12 protein-coding genes and 1 pseudogene are annotated in these 16104 nt (G+C 30.1%); 8 read left to right on the top strand and 5 right to left on the bottom strand.

The window, feature by feature from the left end; genetic code table 11:
- Positions 1-6 precede the first annotated feature (6 nt).
- The 3 genes from feoB (R3X25_RS03395) to R3X25_RS03385 all read left to right on the top strand — a co-directional run bounded on the left by feoB (R3X25_RS03395) (position 7) and on the right by R3X25_RS03385 (position 3258).
- Positions 7-2118, top strand: coding sequence for a ferrous iron transport protein B (gene feoB / locus R3X25_RS03395; protein ID WP_317671858.1), 2112 nt, complete (start codon positions 7-9; stop codon positions 2116-2118).
- Positions 2040-2237: a FeoB-associated Cys-rich membrane protein gene (locus tag R3X25_RS03390; protein WP_317671856.1), complete on the top strand. Its 198-nt coding sequence runs from the start codon at positions 2040-2042 to the stop codon at positions 2235-2237. The genes feoB (R3X25_RS03395) and R3X25_RS03390 overlap by 79 nt, the downstream gene beginning before the upstream one ends.
- Before the next feature lie 73 nt (positions 2238-2310).
- The gene (locus tag R3X25_RS03385; RefSeq protein WP_317671854.1) at positions 2311-3258 is read left to right on the top strand and encodes a heparin lyase I family protein; all 948 of its coding nucleotides are present in this window, start codon (positions 2311-2313) and stop codon (positions 3256-3258) included.
- A gap of 60 nt (positions 3259-3318) precedes the next feature.
- Here R3X25_RS03385 and feoB (R3X25_RS03380) read toward each other — a convergent pair.
- From feoB (R3X25_RS03380) to R3X25_RS03370, 3 genes and pseudogenes are all read right to left on the bottom strand, one after another.
- Positions 3319-5529 (bottom strand): annotated as a pseudogene (gene feoB, locus R3X25_RS03380) (ferrous iron transport protein B).
- Positions 5510-6550, bottom strand: a complete 1041-nt coding sequence (locus R3X25_RS03375; protein ID WP_317671852.1) for a metal-dependent transcriptional regulator — start codon at positions 6548-6550, stop codon at positions 5510-5512. Before R3X25_RS03375 ends, feoB (R3X25_RS03380) begins: the two are co-directional and overlap by 20 nt.
- A 4-nt stretch (positions 6551-6554) precedes the next feature.
- Positions 6555-7214 carry a metal-dependent transcriptional regulator gene (locus R3X25_RS03370; protein ID WP_317671850.1) on the bottom strand — a complete coding sequence of 220 codons (660 nt, stop codon included), beginning with the start codon at positions 7212-7214 and terminating at the stop codon, positions 6555-6557.
- 187 nt (positions 7215-7401) lie between these two features.
- Here R3X25_RS03370 and R3X25_RS03365 point away from each other — a divergent pair, with 187 nt between their 5' ends.
- Entirely contained in the window at positions 7402-8331 is a 930-nt protein-coding gene (locus tag R3X25_RS03365; RefSeq protein WP_317671848.1) for a 2-dehydropantoate 2-reductase, read from the top strand.
- On the opposite strand, the gene R3X25_RS03360 is transcribed toward R3X25_RS03365, so the two are convergent.
- A complete protein-coding gene (locus R3X25_RS03360; protein ID WP_317671846.1) occupies positions 8324-9244 on the bottom strand; it encodes a DMT family transporter in 921 nt (306 codons plus the stop codon). The genes R3X25_RS03365 and R3X25_RS03360 overlap by 8 nt on opposite strands.
- Positions 9245-9305: 61 nt before the next feature.
- Positions 9306-10076: a patatin-like phospholipase family protein gene (locus R3X25_RS03355; RefSeq protein WP_317671844.1), complete on the bottom strand. Its 771-nt coding sequence runs from the start codon at positions 10074-10076 to the stop codon at positions 9306-9308.
- A 108-nt stretch (positions 10077-10184) separates the two neighbouring features.
- Here R3X25_RS03355 and leuS point away from each other — a divergent pair, with 108 nt between their 5' ends.
- The 4 genes from leuS (at position 10185) to R3X25_RS03335 (ending at position 16103) form a co-directional block, all read left to right on the top strand.
- Positions 10185-13001, top strand: a complete 2817-nt coding sequence (gene leuS, locus R3X25_RS03350; protein WP_317671842.1) for a leucine--tRNA ligase — start codon at positions 10185-10187, stop codon at positions 12999-13001.
- 140 nt (positions 13002-13141) lie between these two features.
- Complete coding sequence (gene ald, locus R3X25_RS03345) at positions 13142-14209, top strand: alanine dehydrogenase (protein ID WP_317671840.1); 1068 nt, start codon at positions 13142-13144, stop codon at positions 14207-14209.
- A gap of 113 nt (positions 14210-14322) precedes the next feature.
- Positions 14323-14580 carry a SemiSWEET transporter gene (locus tag R3X25_RS03340; protein WP_317671838.1) on the top strand — a complete coding sequence of 86 codons (258 nt, stop codon included), beginning with the start codon at positions 14323-14325 and terminating at the stop codon, positions 14578-14580.
- Between the two features lie 62 nt (positions 14581-14642).
- Positions 14643-16103 (top strand): sensor histidine kinase, encoded by a 1461-nt coding sequence (locus R3X25_RS03335; protein WP_317671836.1) that lies wholly within the window; start codon positions 14643-14645, stop codon positions 16101-16103.
- Position 16104 lies beyond the last annotated feature (1 nt).

The following is a 16104-nucleotide window of genomic DNA, read 5'->3' as shown; positions in this document are numbered from 1 at the left end:
AAAGGAATGAGTGATGGCAAGGTTGTAAAAGTTGCTTTAATAGGAAACCCTAATACAGGAAAAACCTCTTTATTCAATAGACTTACCGGTTTAAAACAAAAAGTTGGAAACTATCCAGGTATTACTGTTGAAAAAAAACAAGGATTTTGCAAATTAAACGAAACTGTAAAAGCCGAAATTACTGACCTACCTGGAACGTATAGTATCAATCCAACATCATTAGATGAGACACTGGTTTTAGACACCTTACTTAATGAAGAAAATGAAACATTTCCTGACGTTATTGTTGTTGTAGTTGATGTTGAAAATATAAAACGAAATTTATTACTTTTTACACAGCTTAAAGATTTAAAAATTCCAACCATTTTAGTAATTAATATGGTTGACCAAATGAAGCGAAAAGGAATTAATATTGATGTTCCTAAATTTGAAGAAAGACTTCATACAAAAGTAGTTTTAGCTAGTGCAAGAAAAAAAATAGGTGTTGAAGAACTAAAATCAGCAATTTTAAACTATAAAGAATTAGATACAACACCAGTTAGTAAAATTTCAACTAAAATTGATAAAGATTTTTTCACAAAACTAAAAAGTGCACTTCCAGAATTTCCTTTGTACAAATCATGGTTGTTAATAACGCAAAATCAAGAATTTGATTTTTTAACGGACACACAAAAAAAATTAGTAACTAAATTTAGAGAAGATGTAGTATGTATCAGACGCTACCAACACAAAGAAACTATTTTTAGGTATAAAGTAATTAATGATATACTAAAAGATAGTTTTAATGTAGATGCTTCTAAAGCAACTAATTTACGAGGAATTTTAGACAGAATTTTAACGCATAAAATTTTTGGTTATGTAATATTTGCTCTGATTTTACTTTTTATTTTTCAAGGTATTTTTAATTGGGCATCTTATCCAATGGATATTATAGACGGAGCATTTGCAGATTTAAGTGCTTGGACTAAATCTGTAATGGCACCCGGAACTTTCACCAATTTAATAGCCGAAGGAATTTTACCAGGAATTGGAGGTATTATTATATTTATTCCACAAATAGCTATATTATTTACATTCATTTCCATTCTAGAAGAAACCGGTTATATGAGTCGTGTTGTATTTTTAATGGATAAAATAATGCGTAAGTTTGGAATGAGTGGAAAAAGTGTAATTCCATTAATTTCTGGAACCGCTTGTGCTATTCCGGCAATTATGGCAGCGCGTAATATAAATAATTGGAAAGAACGTTTAATAACCATATTAGTTGTTCCATTTACAACTTGTTCAGCTCGGTTACCTGTATATGCTATTTTAATTGCATTGGTAATTCCAAATAAGCCTATTCTAGGTTTTTTAAACCTACAAGGTTTAACCATGATGGTTATGTATTTAATTGGATTTACTGCAGCCATTGCATCCTCAATGTTACTTCATAAAGTATTAAAAGTAGAAAGTAAAAGTTTCTTTGTAATTGAAATGCCTAACTATAAAATACCTTCAATTAAAAATATTTTTTATGAAGTTGTTGAAAAAACAAAAGCTTTTATTTTTGGTGCAGGAAAAATAATATTGGCTTTGTCTATTGTGTTATGGTTTTTAGCTTCAAACGGACCAGCTAAATTTAAAAATGCGGAAGCAACTATTAAAGCTCAAACAGAGAATACATCAATTTCTAAAGAAGTTTTTCAAAAGAAAGTTGCTTCGTATAAATTAGAGCATTCATATATTGGTTATATGGGCAAAACTATTGAACCAGTTATTGCTCCAATGGGTTACGATTGGAAAATTGGAATAGCAATAATAAGCTCATTTGCTGCAAGAGAAGTTTTTGTTGGGGCATTGGCAACTATTTACAATGTAGATAGTGACGATGGTGATAATGCTACTATTAAACAGCGAATGGCTGCAGAAATAAATCCAAAAACAGGAGAAAGTATGTTCAATTTCTCTACAGGAGTTTCATTATTGTTATTTTATGCATTTGCAATGCAGTGTGTAGGAACATTAGCTATTGTAAAGCGTGAAACTAATAGTTGGAAATGGCCAATACTTCAACTTGTTGGAATGGGAATTTTAGCTTATATATCTGCTGCCGCAGCCTATTTAATTTTAAGTTAATGCAAGATATATTGGTATACATAGCGTTAGTAATTGCAGTAACTTTTTTAATAAAGAAATTTTTCTTTAAATCTAAAAGCACAAAAAAAGGAAATTGCGGTTCTGATTGTGGTTGTTAAAACGTGTTTTTTAGCTAAATTCTTTTTAATTACTTTTGTTTCAATATTTTATATGTATAAAAAAGCGTTAATTATGGGAAAGTATACGATTTTAATTTTTGTTTTAAGCGCGTTATTATTTTTACAAGCTTGTCAAAAAAAAGAAGATTCAATTATTCCTGAAACTGAAACTGTAACTGAAACTGAAACCGAAACCGAAACTGAAACCGACACAGGGGCAGAAACAGAAACAGAAACAGACATGGAAGCAAACAATGTTCTTTCTGAAATTAAATTGGAATCAGATGGTGCTGGAAATACTTATGAATTGATTAATTCTGTTTTTGCGCCAAATTACAATGTAATTGAAGCGCCAGATTGCAACCATGAAGAATTTGGTAGACATATTGATGAAGTTTTTGATACTGAATTAAATAAAAATGTATTTCGTTTTTTTATACATAAAACACCAGATAATGATAGATGTATAAATTTTGACAGACAAAGAAATGAGATTAAAACGTATGATAAATCTCCAGATGAATTATTGGGTGTAGAAAATGAAAAAGTTAAATATTCTTGGAAATTTAAATTACCATCAGATTTTCAATCTTCAAGCAATTTCACACACATTCATCAATTAAAAGCTGTTGGAGGAAGTGAAGAAAGTATGCCGTTAATTACCTTTACCACTCGTAAAGGTTCACCCGATCAATTAGAATTAAGATATGCTGAAACAACTAGCCAAGTTACATTAACAAAAGTAGATTTAACTCCGTTTAAAGGCAAATGGGTTGAGGTTGTTGAAACTGTTATTTTTGGTGAAAAAGGAATTGGGATGTATGAAGTTGAAATAAAAGATATTGTTTCTCAAAACATACTATTTAGCTATTTAAATGATACTATTAGAATGTGGAAAACAAATGCAGACTTTATACGCCCAAAATGGGGTATTTATCGGAGTCTTTTAAATGAAAGTAGTCTAAAAGATGAAACTGTTTTATTTGCCGACTTTGAAGTTGTAGAATTAAAAAACAACTAGTATTTTTAAATTAAATACTATCTAAATTCATTTAAAATATGCATCTTCTTTTAATGTATTCTACATTAGAATTCTCCAAACTTGTGCTACCAAAAAACAAACTATAAAACCTAAAATTATTGGTAATATACTTGCAACGGTAGTCCATTTTACACTTTTAGTTTCTTTATATATAGTGTAAATAGTTGTACTACACGGATTGTGTAACAAACTAAATAACATTAAATTAATAGCTGTAAGTAAGGTCCAACCTCCAGCTTTTAAAATATCACCAGTTGCAGAAACAGATTCTAGTTCAAACATAACTCCATTTCCACTTCCTACTCCAGTAATTGCTGCGCTCATTACGGTTAACATAAGTATAGTTGGAATTACAATTTCGTTGGCAGGTATCGCAACAATATAGGCTAATAAAATAACGCCATTTAATCCAATCAACAGTCCAAAACCATCTAAATGTACAATCAACCAATTTGCAATATTAGAATCTCCAATACCTACATTTGAAATTAGCCAAATTACAGCACCAGCAGGAGCCGCAAAAACACAGGCTCTCCATAATACAATTAAAGTTCTATCAATAAGAGATGTGTAAATTGTTTTCCAAAAACGAGGTGGTCTATATGGTGGTAATTCTAAAGTAAAAGAAGATACTTCTCCTTTTAGCATTGTTTTTGATAAAAATAAAGAAACCATAAAGGTGAAAAATATACCTAGTAAAGCTATACTAATAACTGCTAATGTTGAAACTGCACCTGCAAAATTTTCTGGAACTAATGCTCCAATAAATATTGATGCAATTAATATTTGTGTTGGCCAACGCCCGTTACATAAAGAAAAATTATTTGTAATAATAGCAATTAATCGTTCTCTTGGGCTATCAATTATACGTGTTGCAATAACGCCAGCAGCATTGCAACCAAAACCCATACTCATAGTTAAAGCTTGTTTACCGTGTGCACCAGATTTTTTTAATAAATGGTCTAAATTAAAAGCAACTCGTGGTAAATAACCAAAGTCTTCTAGTAAAGTAAAAAGAGGGAAAAATATAGCCATTGGAGGTAGCATAACAGCAATTACCCAAGCTAAAGCAAGGTAAACGCCATCAAATAAAAATCCGCTTAACCACCAACTAAACCCAAGTGATTCTCCTATGCTTTTTAACCACGGATACACTTGACCAATTAAAAGATCTGCTAATAAGCCTGAAGGATAGTTTGCTCCAATTATAGTAAGCCATAAAACAATCGAAAGAATAAGAATCATTATTGGAAATCCCCATATTTTGCTAGTTACAATTTTATCTAAACTTCTATCAAATCGAAAGCGTTTTTTATCTCCTTTTTTACGTACAGAATTTTGAGAAATAGTTGCAGCATCTGAATAAATTCCTTCGGTTAATTTATCGTGAAATCCTTCACCAATTTGCCACCTTAAATCGTTACTTATATTTAATATTTTATTCGTTTTCATTGTTTTATACTTCTTTAAACAATTTAATTATTCAGAAATAAATTCTCCTGTTTTTACCGCTTCAATAATACGTTCATCACCATCTAATAAACGGAGCGCTATCCATCTGCTATTTGGTACATTTGGGTATGTTTCTTGTATTTCTAAACTTAATTTTTCAATGGCATTGTTTATATTTTTAGGTACGTTTTTTATACGATGAGGTTTGCATTTAATTTCTCCTGTAGCAACTTGGTGTACAGTATTAAGCAATTCAGGTATTCCTTCTTTAGATCTTGCGCTTGTTGGTACAACTGGAATTCCTAAATCGCGCGCTAATGTTCTATCATCAATTTCAATGTCTAATCGTTTTGCTTCATCCATTAAGTTTAAACACAAAACAGCTTTATCAGTTATTTCTAATATTTGCAATACTAAATTTAGGTTGCGTTCTAATCTACTTGCATCAACTACAATTATGGTAACATCTGGTTTTCCAAAAAGAATAAAATTTCTCGCAACTTCCTCATCTTGAGAGGTAGATAATAAAGAGTACGTACCTGGAAGGTCAACTAATTTGTATTTTTTTTCGTTATAACTATATCCGCCTTCTGCTCTAGTAACTGTTTTTCCAGGCCAATTTCCAGTATGTTGTCGAAGACCTGTTAATGCATTAAAAACAGTACTTTTTCCAGTATTTGGATTTCCAGCTAGCGCAACAACATAGTTGTTATTATCTATATTTATTCCTAATTTTTTTAGATTAGATGCTTGGTTTAAGTCACAACCTTCACAAGCGCTATTTACTGCTTTTTTCATTATTTTTAATTTTTTCAATTAATATGAATTTGGCCTGTTCATTTCTTATGGCAATAGAGGTGTCACGTACTAAATATGCTCTAGGGTTTCTCATAGGACTTGTTAAATCTACTTCAATTTTAGTGTTAATTACAAAGCCTAAATCAAGTAGTCTTCTTCTTATTTCACCTCTACATTCACGTGAAATTCCAATTATTTTAGCTTGTTCATTTTCTTTTAAACTGGAAAGTCTAAAGGTGTTTTTTTCTGAAATTTCTTCTTTTTGCAATTCTGAAATTGTAATATTATTTGCTACAATTGGAGCTAAAATAAATTCTTCACTTTCTGAATGAAAAATGATTCTTTTTTCGTTTTTTTCAATAATATGTACATGCGAACCAATGTGTAAATCTTCAGCTAAAATTTGCTGATAAATAATTTCAGGTTCATCTTCAATATGAATAATTCTTCCAATGGTTCCTTCAGTAAAAGAAGGAAGCGGTTTTCCATTTATTGGCTCAATTTCACCTGCTTCTGTAGGAATTGGATCTCCGTGTGGGTCAAATCTTGGATTTCCTAAATTAATAGCCAATTCTTTTGCTTGTGTGGAATCTAGTTTATGTTCCATTTTTTCGGCTATTTCGTGCCAATCTTTTTTATCGAAACCGGTTTTTTCTGAAAGGTATTTTTCCCACAATCTATGCACTCTAATTACTTTTAGTGCATAGTCCATTCCTAAATCATTTAATTTTATGTCACCATTTTCAAAACGAATTAATTCTTTAGTTTCCATTTCAGCAATAGTTTCCAAAACTTTTTTTGGACTCATGCTTAAAGAGTTAATAATATCGTTACTATTTAAATAGTTACCATTATCTTCGGCGTGGTAGAGTTTTTTTAAAATATCTTCAATTTGTGTTTTTGAATCGACCTTAAAACTTCTTTTTACTATCCAATAAATACCTTTATTTGGGTAAAATAAAATAAAAAGAAGCAACATTGTAATTCCAAATACGATTAATGATGTGACTGGATTTGTCATAATTTTATTTTATAGTTACAAATACATTTGTACATATTTTATTTGATAATGTTAAAGTATTTCCATTACTTAATTTAGCAGTAATCGACTCGTCAAAATCTAATTTATCTACAACGGTTAGTTCAGATTCAATAGTTAAAGCATGTTTATCTAAAAATTGGAGTAAAGCTTTTGAGTTATCTTTTACACAAGATATAGTGTATAAAACATTTTTTTTAGCATTACTTAATAAAATAGATTTCTTATTTCTAATGTTACCTTTTGCATCTGGTATTGGGTCTCCGTGAGGATCTTTTGTTGGAAAATTTAGAAAAGTATCTAATTTCTCAATTAATTCATCAGATTTAATATGCTCTAATTGTTCGGCTATTTCATGTACTTCATCCCAATTAAAATTTAATTTTTCAACTAAAAAAACTTCCCATAACCTATGTTTTCTAATTATTTTTACAGCAATATTTTTCCCTTTTGAAGTTAAATTAACACCTTTATACTTTTTGTAATTAACTAATTTTTTGTCAGCTAATTTCCCAAGCATATCAGTTACGGAAGATGCTTTTGTGTTTAAACTTTTTGAAATTAAAGTAGTACTCACACTTTTAGTTTGAGATGCTTCTAAATGGTAAATAGATTTTAAATAATTTTCTTCAGTTTGCGATAGCATTAAATTATAATTTTAGACAAAGGTAATCAAATGTTTAGACTTGTCTAAAAAAATAATATATTTAGCGAAAATATTATATGTAAGAAAAGTATTGATTAGCTATATTTAAGGTTTAGATGGAAAATTCAGAACATTTTAAGAAATAAAGAGTTCTAAAATCCGTATTTTTGATAAAAATTTTATTTAAATGAACATAGTAATATACGGAACTGGTGGCGTTGGTGGATATTTTGGCGCACGTTTAGCGCAAGCAGGAAATAATGTAACTTTTATAGCTAGAGGAAAGCATTTAGAAACTATTCAACAAAAAGGATTGCAATTAAAAAGTCCGAAAGGAGATTATTTAGTTTATCCTGCAAATGCAACTAGTGATATTTCAGAAGTTAAGGATATTGATTTAGTATTGGTTTGCACTAAAACCTGGCAAGTTGCTGAAGTTTCTGAAATTTTAAAACCAGTTTTAAATGAAAATACTATGGTAATTTCATTGTTAAACGGTTGTAATAATCATGAAGTAATAACTTCAGTAATAGGTGAAAAACATGTATTAGGCGGTTTGTGTAAAATAGTAAGTTTTGTTGAAAATTATGGTGTTATAAACCATGTGGCTTATAACCCAACAATTGTTTTTGGTGAATTAAATAATAAAAAAACGGAGCGAGTACTTGCGTTAGAAACAACACTTAAAAATGCTAAAATAACATATCAATTAGCAGAAGATATTCAAAAAGAGATTTGGACAAAGTATTTATTTATAACTACTATTAGTGCTTTAGGTGCTTTAACACGAGCTGCACTTGGAGAAATGTTGGCTTCACCATATATTAAAAATATGATGCAAAAAACCGCTGAAGAAATTTTTGCTGTTGCTAAAGCTAAAGGAGTAAATCTTCCTGAAGATAGTATTCAAAAACAATTTGAAATAATTGAATCGTTGCCATTTGAAACAACGGCCTCTTTGCAGCGTGATATTATGGACGGAAAACCTTCAGAATTAGAAGCTCAAAACGGAACAATTGTTCGATTTGGACAAGAATTAAATGTTCCAACTCCTATAAACGATTTGATTTATTACAGTCTGCTTCCGCAAGAAAATAGAGCAAGAAAAGTTAAGTAGTTTTTATACGTTTATTACTGTTTTGACTAATTAGATAAACACCAGTAATTACTAATATTGAGCTTAAAATTTTAATAAAGGTTATATCTTGAGCATATTCTTTATTGCCTAAAACATAAGCGTAGATACTTACCATTATAAAACTAACTAATGGCTGAAGGTAAATATAACTGCCATTTACTCGCGGCGGGACTTTTGAAAGTGCGTAAATATTAAATAGGTAAGTCATAAATGTAGTACAAATAACTACAAAAGAAATAACTAAATAAGTGTTTAGTGTAAATGCTGAAAAATCAGTAGAAATAACATCATTAATTCCAACGGGAATCATAAATACAAAACCAATTAAAAATACCCAACTAATTACTGTAATTGGATGATATTTTTTCATTAAAGGTTTAACATATACTAAATAGAAAGCATAAAAAATGGCGTTTGAGAAAATTAAAGCATTTCCTAAAAGCGTGCTTGTTCCTTCATTCTTATTTCCATAAAGAATTAATAGCAATGCTCCAGTACCACCAATTAGAATTCCGAAGATTTTGGTTTGTGTAATTTTTTCCTTCAGCATAAAATAGCTAAAAATCAATACTAAAACTGGAACGGCCGTATAAATAATGGAAGCATCAATGGGAGAAGTCAAATTCAGTCCGTGGAAATACAACAATTGGTTAATTGCAATTCCTAAAATACCGCAAACGGCTAAACGGAAATAATCTTTTTTATCAATTGTTTCTTTAACGTAATGTTTAATTGTCCAAAATAACAAGCTTGCTCCTAAAATTCGAATAAAAATAAAAGCAGTTGGACCTAATTTTTCAGGCATTACATCTTTTGCAACAATATGATTCATTCCATAAATAACATTGGCGCTTAATAAAGCTAAATGTGCTTTGTAATTTTTATTTTTCAAGTTGAAATTTATATATTTTGAAGACTCAAAATTACAAATAACTAAATTATAAAAATGGTTTTTATTGAATAGCTTTTAAAATATTTAGCTCTTCAGCTTTAGCTAAATTATAGCCCAAATCAAAGGCTTTGTCAATAGAATCAGACTCTAAAGCTCCAATTTGTGAAGTTTCAGGTGGTGAAAACACATAATGGCACTGTTTAAATTTTTCAATATTACCAGCATCCATTCCAATATGGTATACCCGATACAGTAATTGTAAGGAAGAATTAATTTCTTCTTTTTTAATTTTTGTAAAAGGATTTACAAAACTTCCTAAAATTAAATCACATTTATTTAATAAAGGTTCCACAGGAAAGTTGTTTAAAACGCCACCATCACAATACAATCCGTTTTCAATTTCTAAAGGTGAAAAAACTGGAGGTATAGCAGAAGATGCAATTAAAGGCTTTATTAATTCACCAGTATTAAAATAAGTAAGTTTTCCAGAAATTAAATCTGTTGCGGCAACTGTTAAAGGGTATTTTAAATTTTCAAATGAATTGTTTTTAAAGAATTTCGCAAAAAAATTAGCATACTTTTCGCTATCCATAATACCAGGTTTGTGTAAAGCATACAACGAAAATTTTATAAAAGGTGTTTGTTTAAAAAATGAAATCATTTCTTCTGGGCTATAGCCGTAAGCATACAATGCAGCAACCAAAGCGCCTGCACTAGTGCCTGAAACTTGAGTAGGCCTAATATTGTTTTCTAATAAAACTTTTATAAATCCAATATGTGCAATGGCTCTAACACCACCGCCCGATAAAACCAAACCAATTTCTTTAGCCATTTTATTCTAGTTTTTAGAAAGTTACAATTTTCTTTAAACCATAAATTTACGCTTTAGATTTCTATTAATAAAACGTAACTTTGCACTTTTAAAATTTGAATAGCAAAAATGGAATACAACTTTAGAGAGATAGAGCAGAAATGGCAACAGTATTGGGCAGAAAATCAAACGTTTAAAGCTGAAAACACGTCGGAGAAACCAAAATTTTACGTGTTAGATATGTTTCCGTATCCATCAGGAGCAGGGTTACACGTTGGGCATCCGCTAGGTTATATTGCAAGTGATATTTATGCACGTTACAAGCGTCATAAAGGTTTTAACGTAATGCATCCGCAAGGTTATGATTCTTTTGGGTTACCAGCAGAACAATATGCTATTCAAACAGGGCAACACCCTGCAATTACTACTGAAGCTAATATTAAAACCTATAGAAGACAGCTAGATCAAATTGGGTTTTCATTTGATTGGTCTCGTGAAGTAAGAACATCTGATCCTAGTTATTACAAATGGACACAGTGGATTTTTATTCAATTGTTCAATTCTTGGTATAATAAGGCAAGCGATAAAGCTGAAGATGTTTCTACGTTAATTTCAATTTTTGAAGCTGAAGGAAATTCAAAAGTAAATGCAGTTTGCGATGATGATTTAACCATTTTTACTGCTGAAGATTGGAAAAACTATTCAGAAGAAAAACAACAAGAAATATTATTACAATACCGTTTAACATTTTTATCTGAAACCGAAGTAAACTGGTGTCCGGCTTTAGGAACAGTATTAGCAAATGATGAAATAGTAAACGGAGTTTCAGAACGTGGTGGACATCCAGTAGTTCGTAAAAAAATGATGCAGTGGAGTATGAGAATTACGGCCTATGCACAACGTTTATTAGATGGACTAGATAAAATAGATTGGCCGCAACCTTTAAAAGATTCACAAACCTATTGGGTTGGAAGATCGGAAGGTGCAATGGTAGATTTTAAAGTAGATGGATTTGAAAATGATAAAATTTCAGTATTCACAACGCGTCCTGATACTATTTACGGAGTAAGCTTTATGACCTTGGCTCCAGAGCACGATTTGGTGTCAAAAATTACAACTGCAGAGCAAAAAGAGGCTGTTGAAACGTACGTGAAAGCTACTGCAAAACGTAGTGAGTTAGAACGTATGGCAGATGTAAAAACTATTTCTGGTGTGTTTACAGGTGCGTATGCTTTACACCCATTTACTGGAGAAAAAGTGCAAATTTGGATTGGTGATTATGTGTTGGCAAGTTATGGTACAGGAGCTGTAATGGCTGTACCTTGTGGAGATGAGCGTGATTATGCATTTGCAAATCATTTTGGATTGGAAATTCCAAATATTTTTGAAGGCGTTGATATTTCTGAAGAAGCTTGTTCAACAAAAGAAGGTGTAAAAATTGCTAATTCTGATTTCTTAAACGGATTGACCTATAAAAAGGCAATGAAACGTATCATTTACGAAATTGAACAAAAAGGAATTGGATATGGAAAAATAAACTACCGTTTACGTGATGCCGTATTTAGTCGTCAACGTTATTGGGGAGAACCTTTCCCGGTATATTACAAAAATGGAATGCCACAAATGATTGATAAAGCATATTTACCAATTGTGTTGCCAGAAGTTGAAAAGTATTTACCTACCGAAGATGGAAAACCACCTTTAGGAAATGCAACGGTTTGGGCTTGGGATACAATTAAAAATGAAGTTGTTAATAACGATTTAATTGATAATAAAACTATATTTCCTTTAGAATTAAATACTATGCCAGGTTGGGCTGGAAGCTCACAGTATTTTAACCGTTATATGGACCCAACAAATAGTGAGGAAATTTTCTCAAAAGAAGCGGTTAATTATTGGCAAGATGTTGATTTATATATTGGTGGTAGCGAACACGCTACTGGACATTTATTGTACGCACGTTTTTGGCAAAAATTTATGTTTGATAGAGGAATGGTTCCAAACGATGAGTTTGCTAAAAAACTAATAAACCAAGGAATGATTACTGGAACTTCGGCTTTTGTTTATAGAGTTGAAGGAGAAAATAAATTTGTTTCAAAAGGATTAAAAGGAGATTATAAAGTTCAGCCAATACATTCAGATGTTTCTTTTGTAAACACTTCAGATGAATTAGATGTGGAAGCATTTAAAAATTGGAGAGAAGAATTTAAAGATGCAGAATTTGTTTTGGAAGGTGGAAAATACATTGTTGGACGCGAGGTTGAAAAAATGTCTAAATCGAAATACAATGTAGTAAATCCAGATACTATTTGTGAAGAATATGGAGCAGATAGTTTACGTTTATTTGAAATGTTTTTAGGTCCTTTAGAGCAATCGAAACCTTGGAAAACATCTGGTATTTCAGGTGTGTATAGTTTCTTAAAAAAATTATGGAAATTGTATCATCAAGGTGGAGAATTTTCAGTTTCAGAAGAAGAAGCTACAAAAGAAGAGTTAAAAACACTTCATAAAACAATTAAAAAAGTTGAATACGATATTGATAATTTCTCTTTCAATACTTCGGTTTCAAACTTTATGATTGCCGTAAATGAGTTAACAGCTTTAAAATGTAACAAACGTGCAATTTTAGAACCTTTAGCTATTATTGTTGAACCATATGCACCACATATTGCTGAAGAATTATGGAGTAAATTAGGACACTCAACGTCTGTTTCAACTGCTGATTTCCCAATTTTTGAAGCAAAGTATTTGGTTGAAAGTAGTAAAGAATATCCAATTTCTTTCAATGGTAAAATGCGTTTTAAAATGGAATTACCGTTAGATTTGAGTAAAGATGATATTGAAAAAGCTGTAATGGCTCACGAAAAAACACAAGCACAATTACAAGGTAGAACACCTAAAAAAGTAATAGTGGTACCTGGCAAAATTGTTAACATAGTTGGGTAAATGGTAATATTATATGCATTAATATCAATATCGTTGTGTTAATGTTAATTTTATCTTAAAAAGAGCTTTTTTAGCAATGAATTTGTTAAAATAAGCTCTTTTTTTGGCGTATTTTGCAAAATATTTAAAAAATCTTAAAAATGATTATTGGCCTTCCAAAAGAAATTAAAAATAACGAAAGTAGAGTAGCAATTACTCCAGGAGGAGTTTTTGAACTTACAAAAAACAATCACGAAGTTTTTGTGCAAACCAAAGCGGGATTTGATAGTGGTTTTAGTGATAGTGATTATATAGATGCAGGTGCAAAAATGCTTCCTTCAATTGAAGAGGTGTATGCTATTGCAGATATGATTGTAAAGGTTAAAGAACCAATAGAAGAAGAATATAAATTGGCTAAAGAAGGTCAAATTCTTTTTACGTATTTTCATTTTGCTTCAAATAGTAATTTAATTGATGCAATGGTTGATAGTAAATCGGTTTGTATTGCTTATGAAACTGTTGAGGTTGGAAAAACCTTACCATTGTTAACGCCAATGTCTGAAGTAGCTGGTAGAATGGCTGTTCAACAAGGAGCTAAATATCTAGAAAAACCAATTAAAGGTAAAGGAGTTTTATTAGGTGGTGTTCCAGGAGTAAGACCAGGTAAAGTATTAATTTTAGGAGGTGGTGTTGTTGGTGTTCAGGCTGCAAAAATGGCTGCTGGTTTAGGAGCAATGGTTCATATTTTAGACATTGATATGGATCGATTACGTTATATTAATGATATAATGCCAAATAATGTAATTACTCAATTTTCTAATGAGTACAATATTAGAAGACATATTAAAGATGCTGATTTAATTGTAGGAGGTGTATTAATTGCAGGGAAAAAAGCACCAAAATTAATTTCTAGAGATATGTTGAAAGAAATGCAACCAGGAACAGTTATAGTTGATGTAGCTGTTGATCAAGGTGGTTGTATTGAAACAACAAAAGCCACAACACATGACGATCCTATTTATATTATTGATGATGTTGTACATTATTGTGTTGCTAATATGCCTGGAGCCGTACCTTACACATCTACAATTGCTTTAACCAATGTAACATTACCGTATGTTTTACAAATTGCAAATAAAGGATGGGAAAAAGCTTGTGAAGAAAATGAACCATTAAAAAAAGGTTTAAATATTGTAAAAGGTGAAATTGTTTATAAAGAAATATTGTAAGAGTTTATATTTAATTCAAACAATAGTTTTATAACTATATTAATACTACTTTTAAATCTCAAAAAGTTTAAACTTTTTGAGATTTTTTGTTTAATTTATTGGATAATAAGTATATGATAGATTCTATCGAAATAATAGGTTTAGCAGCAGCAATTTTAACAACATCAGCCTATGTGCCTCAAGCATATAAAGCTTGGAAAACCAAATCGGCTGGTAGTGTTTCGTTAACCATGTATTTAATTATGCTAACAGGTGTAGTTTTATGGTTGATTTATGGAATTTATTTAAATAGTTTAGCAATGATTTTAGCAAATATTGCAACTATTGTTTTAACGGCTATTATAATTTTTTTTAAACTTAAATATAAATAATATTTCGGTATGTTTTTTGTTGAGTAAGCTCCGTAAAATAGCTGTATATTTACAATTAAGTTATGTTAAAATTAAATAAACTTTCACTTCGTATTCGAATTTTTATAGCAATGCTTGTATTGGTGTTGTTAACATCAGTATTAATTGCTGCGGTTACAATCTATCAATATAAAGAACAGACTGAAGAATACAATCAAGGTCGATTAGACCGTAAAGAGAATGCTGTAACAGCATCTATTAATTATTGGTTAAACTCTACTCAAAATTCATTCGAAATAATAGAAGAAAATCTAGCTTTTATTTTTAAAGATAAAATTTATGAAATTTCTAATATAGAGAAATTAGAAATTAATATTTATAACTTAAAAGGTAAATTAGTAAAAAGTTCTCGTGCAGGATTTATTAAAAGCGAAGCGCCAAGGCAATTAGAAAATATAGTTTTAAAAGGTTTAGAAAATAATACTGACCATAGGTTTATTGATGTTAAAGAAATTAAAAGTAATAGTTTACAATCTTCATATTTATATATAACAGACAACAAATTTAAGCCTATTGGAATTCTAAATTTACAATATGTACAAGACAATACAGTTCAAGATAAAGATTTAGAAGAGTTTTTAATCCGTATGGCGTATGTATATTTTTTAATGTTTGTATTAGCTATTTTATTAGCATATTTTCTTTCAAGTTACATTACGCGTTCTATAAAAGCAGTTACGGAAAAAATGAGGTTAACGCGTTTAAATAAACAAAATGAAAAAATTATTTTAAATAACGCTAGTACCGAAATTTATACATTGGTAAATGCATATAATTATATGGTTGATGAGCTAGAAAATAGCGCTATTAGATTGGCAAAAAGTGAACGTGAGCAAGCTTGGCGAGAAATGGCAAAACAAGTAGCCCATGAAATTAAAAATCCATTAACTCCAATGCGTTTAACTGTGCAAAGTTTTCAACGTAGATTTAATCCTGAAGATCCTGAAATTAAAGATAAATTAAATGATTTTAGTACCACATTAATTCAACAAATAGATACTATGAGTTCTATTGCTTCAGCATTTTCAAATTTTGCTAAAATGCCAACAAAAAAACCAGAGCAATTAAATGTTATTGATGTTGTAAAGCATGCATTAGATATTTTTACAGAAGATTATATTTCATATTTTTATAAAGAAGAAATAATTCAAGCCTATTTAGATAAAACACAATTAATTAGAATTGTGAATAATTTAGTGAAAAATGCCACGCAAGCTTTGAATGAAGTTGAGAATAAAAAAATTGAGGTAACTGTTTCAGAAACAAACAATAAAGTTGAAATTCTTGTAGCAGATAATGGTAAAGGAATTTCAGAAGAAGATAAAGAAAAAGTTTTTGAACCAAAATTTACAACTAAAACCAGTGGAATGGGATTAGGTTTAGCAATGGTTAAAAATATTGTTGAAGCTTATGGAGGAACTATAAGTTTTACATCTCAATTAAATATAGGAACAGTTTTTAAAGTAGTATTACCAAAAAATTAAA

This window comes from Lutibacter sp. TH_r2, from assembly GCF_033101135.1.
Lineage (GTDB): Bacteria > Bacteroidota > Bacteroidia > Flavobacteriales > Flavobacteriaceae > Lutibacter.
The sequence above is the reverse complement of the archived record's forward strand: the minus strand, read 5'-3'. Positions and strand labels throughout refer to the sequence as shown.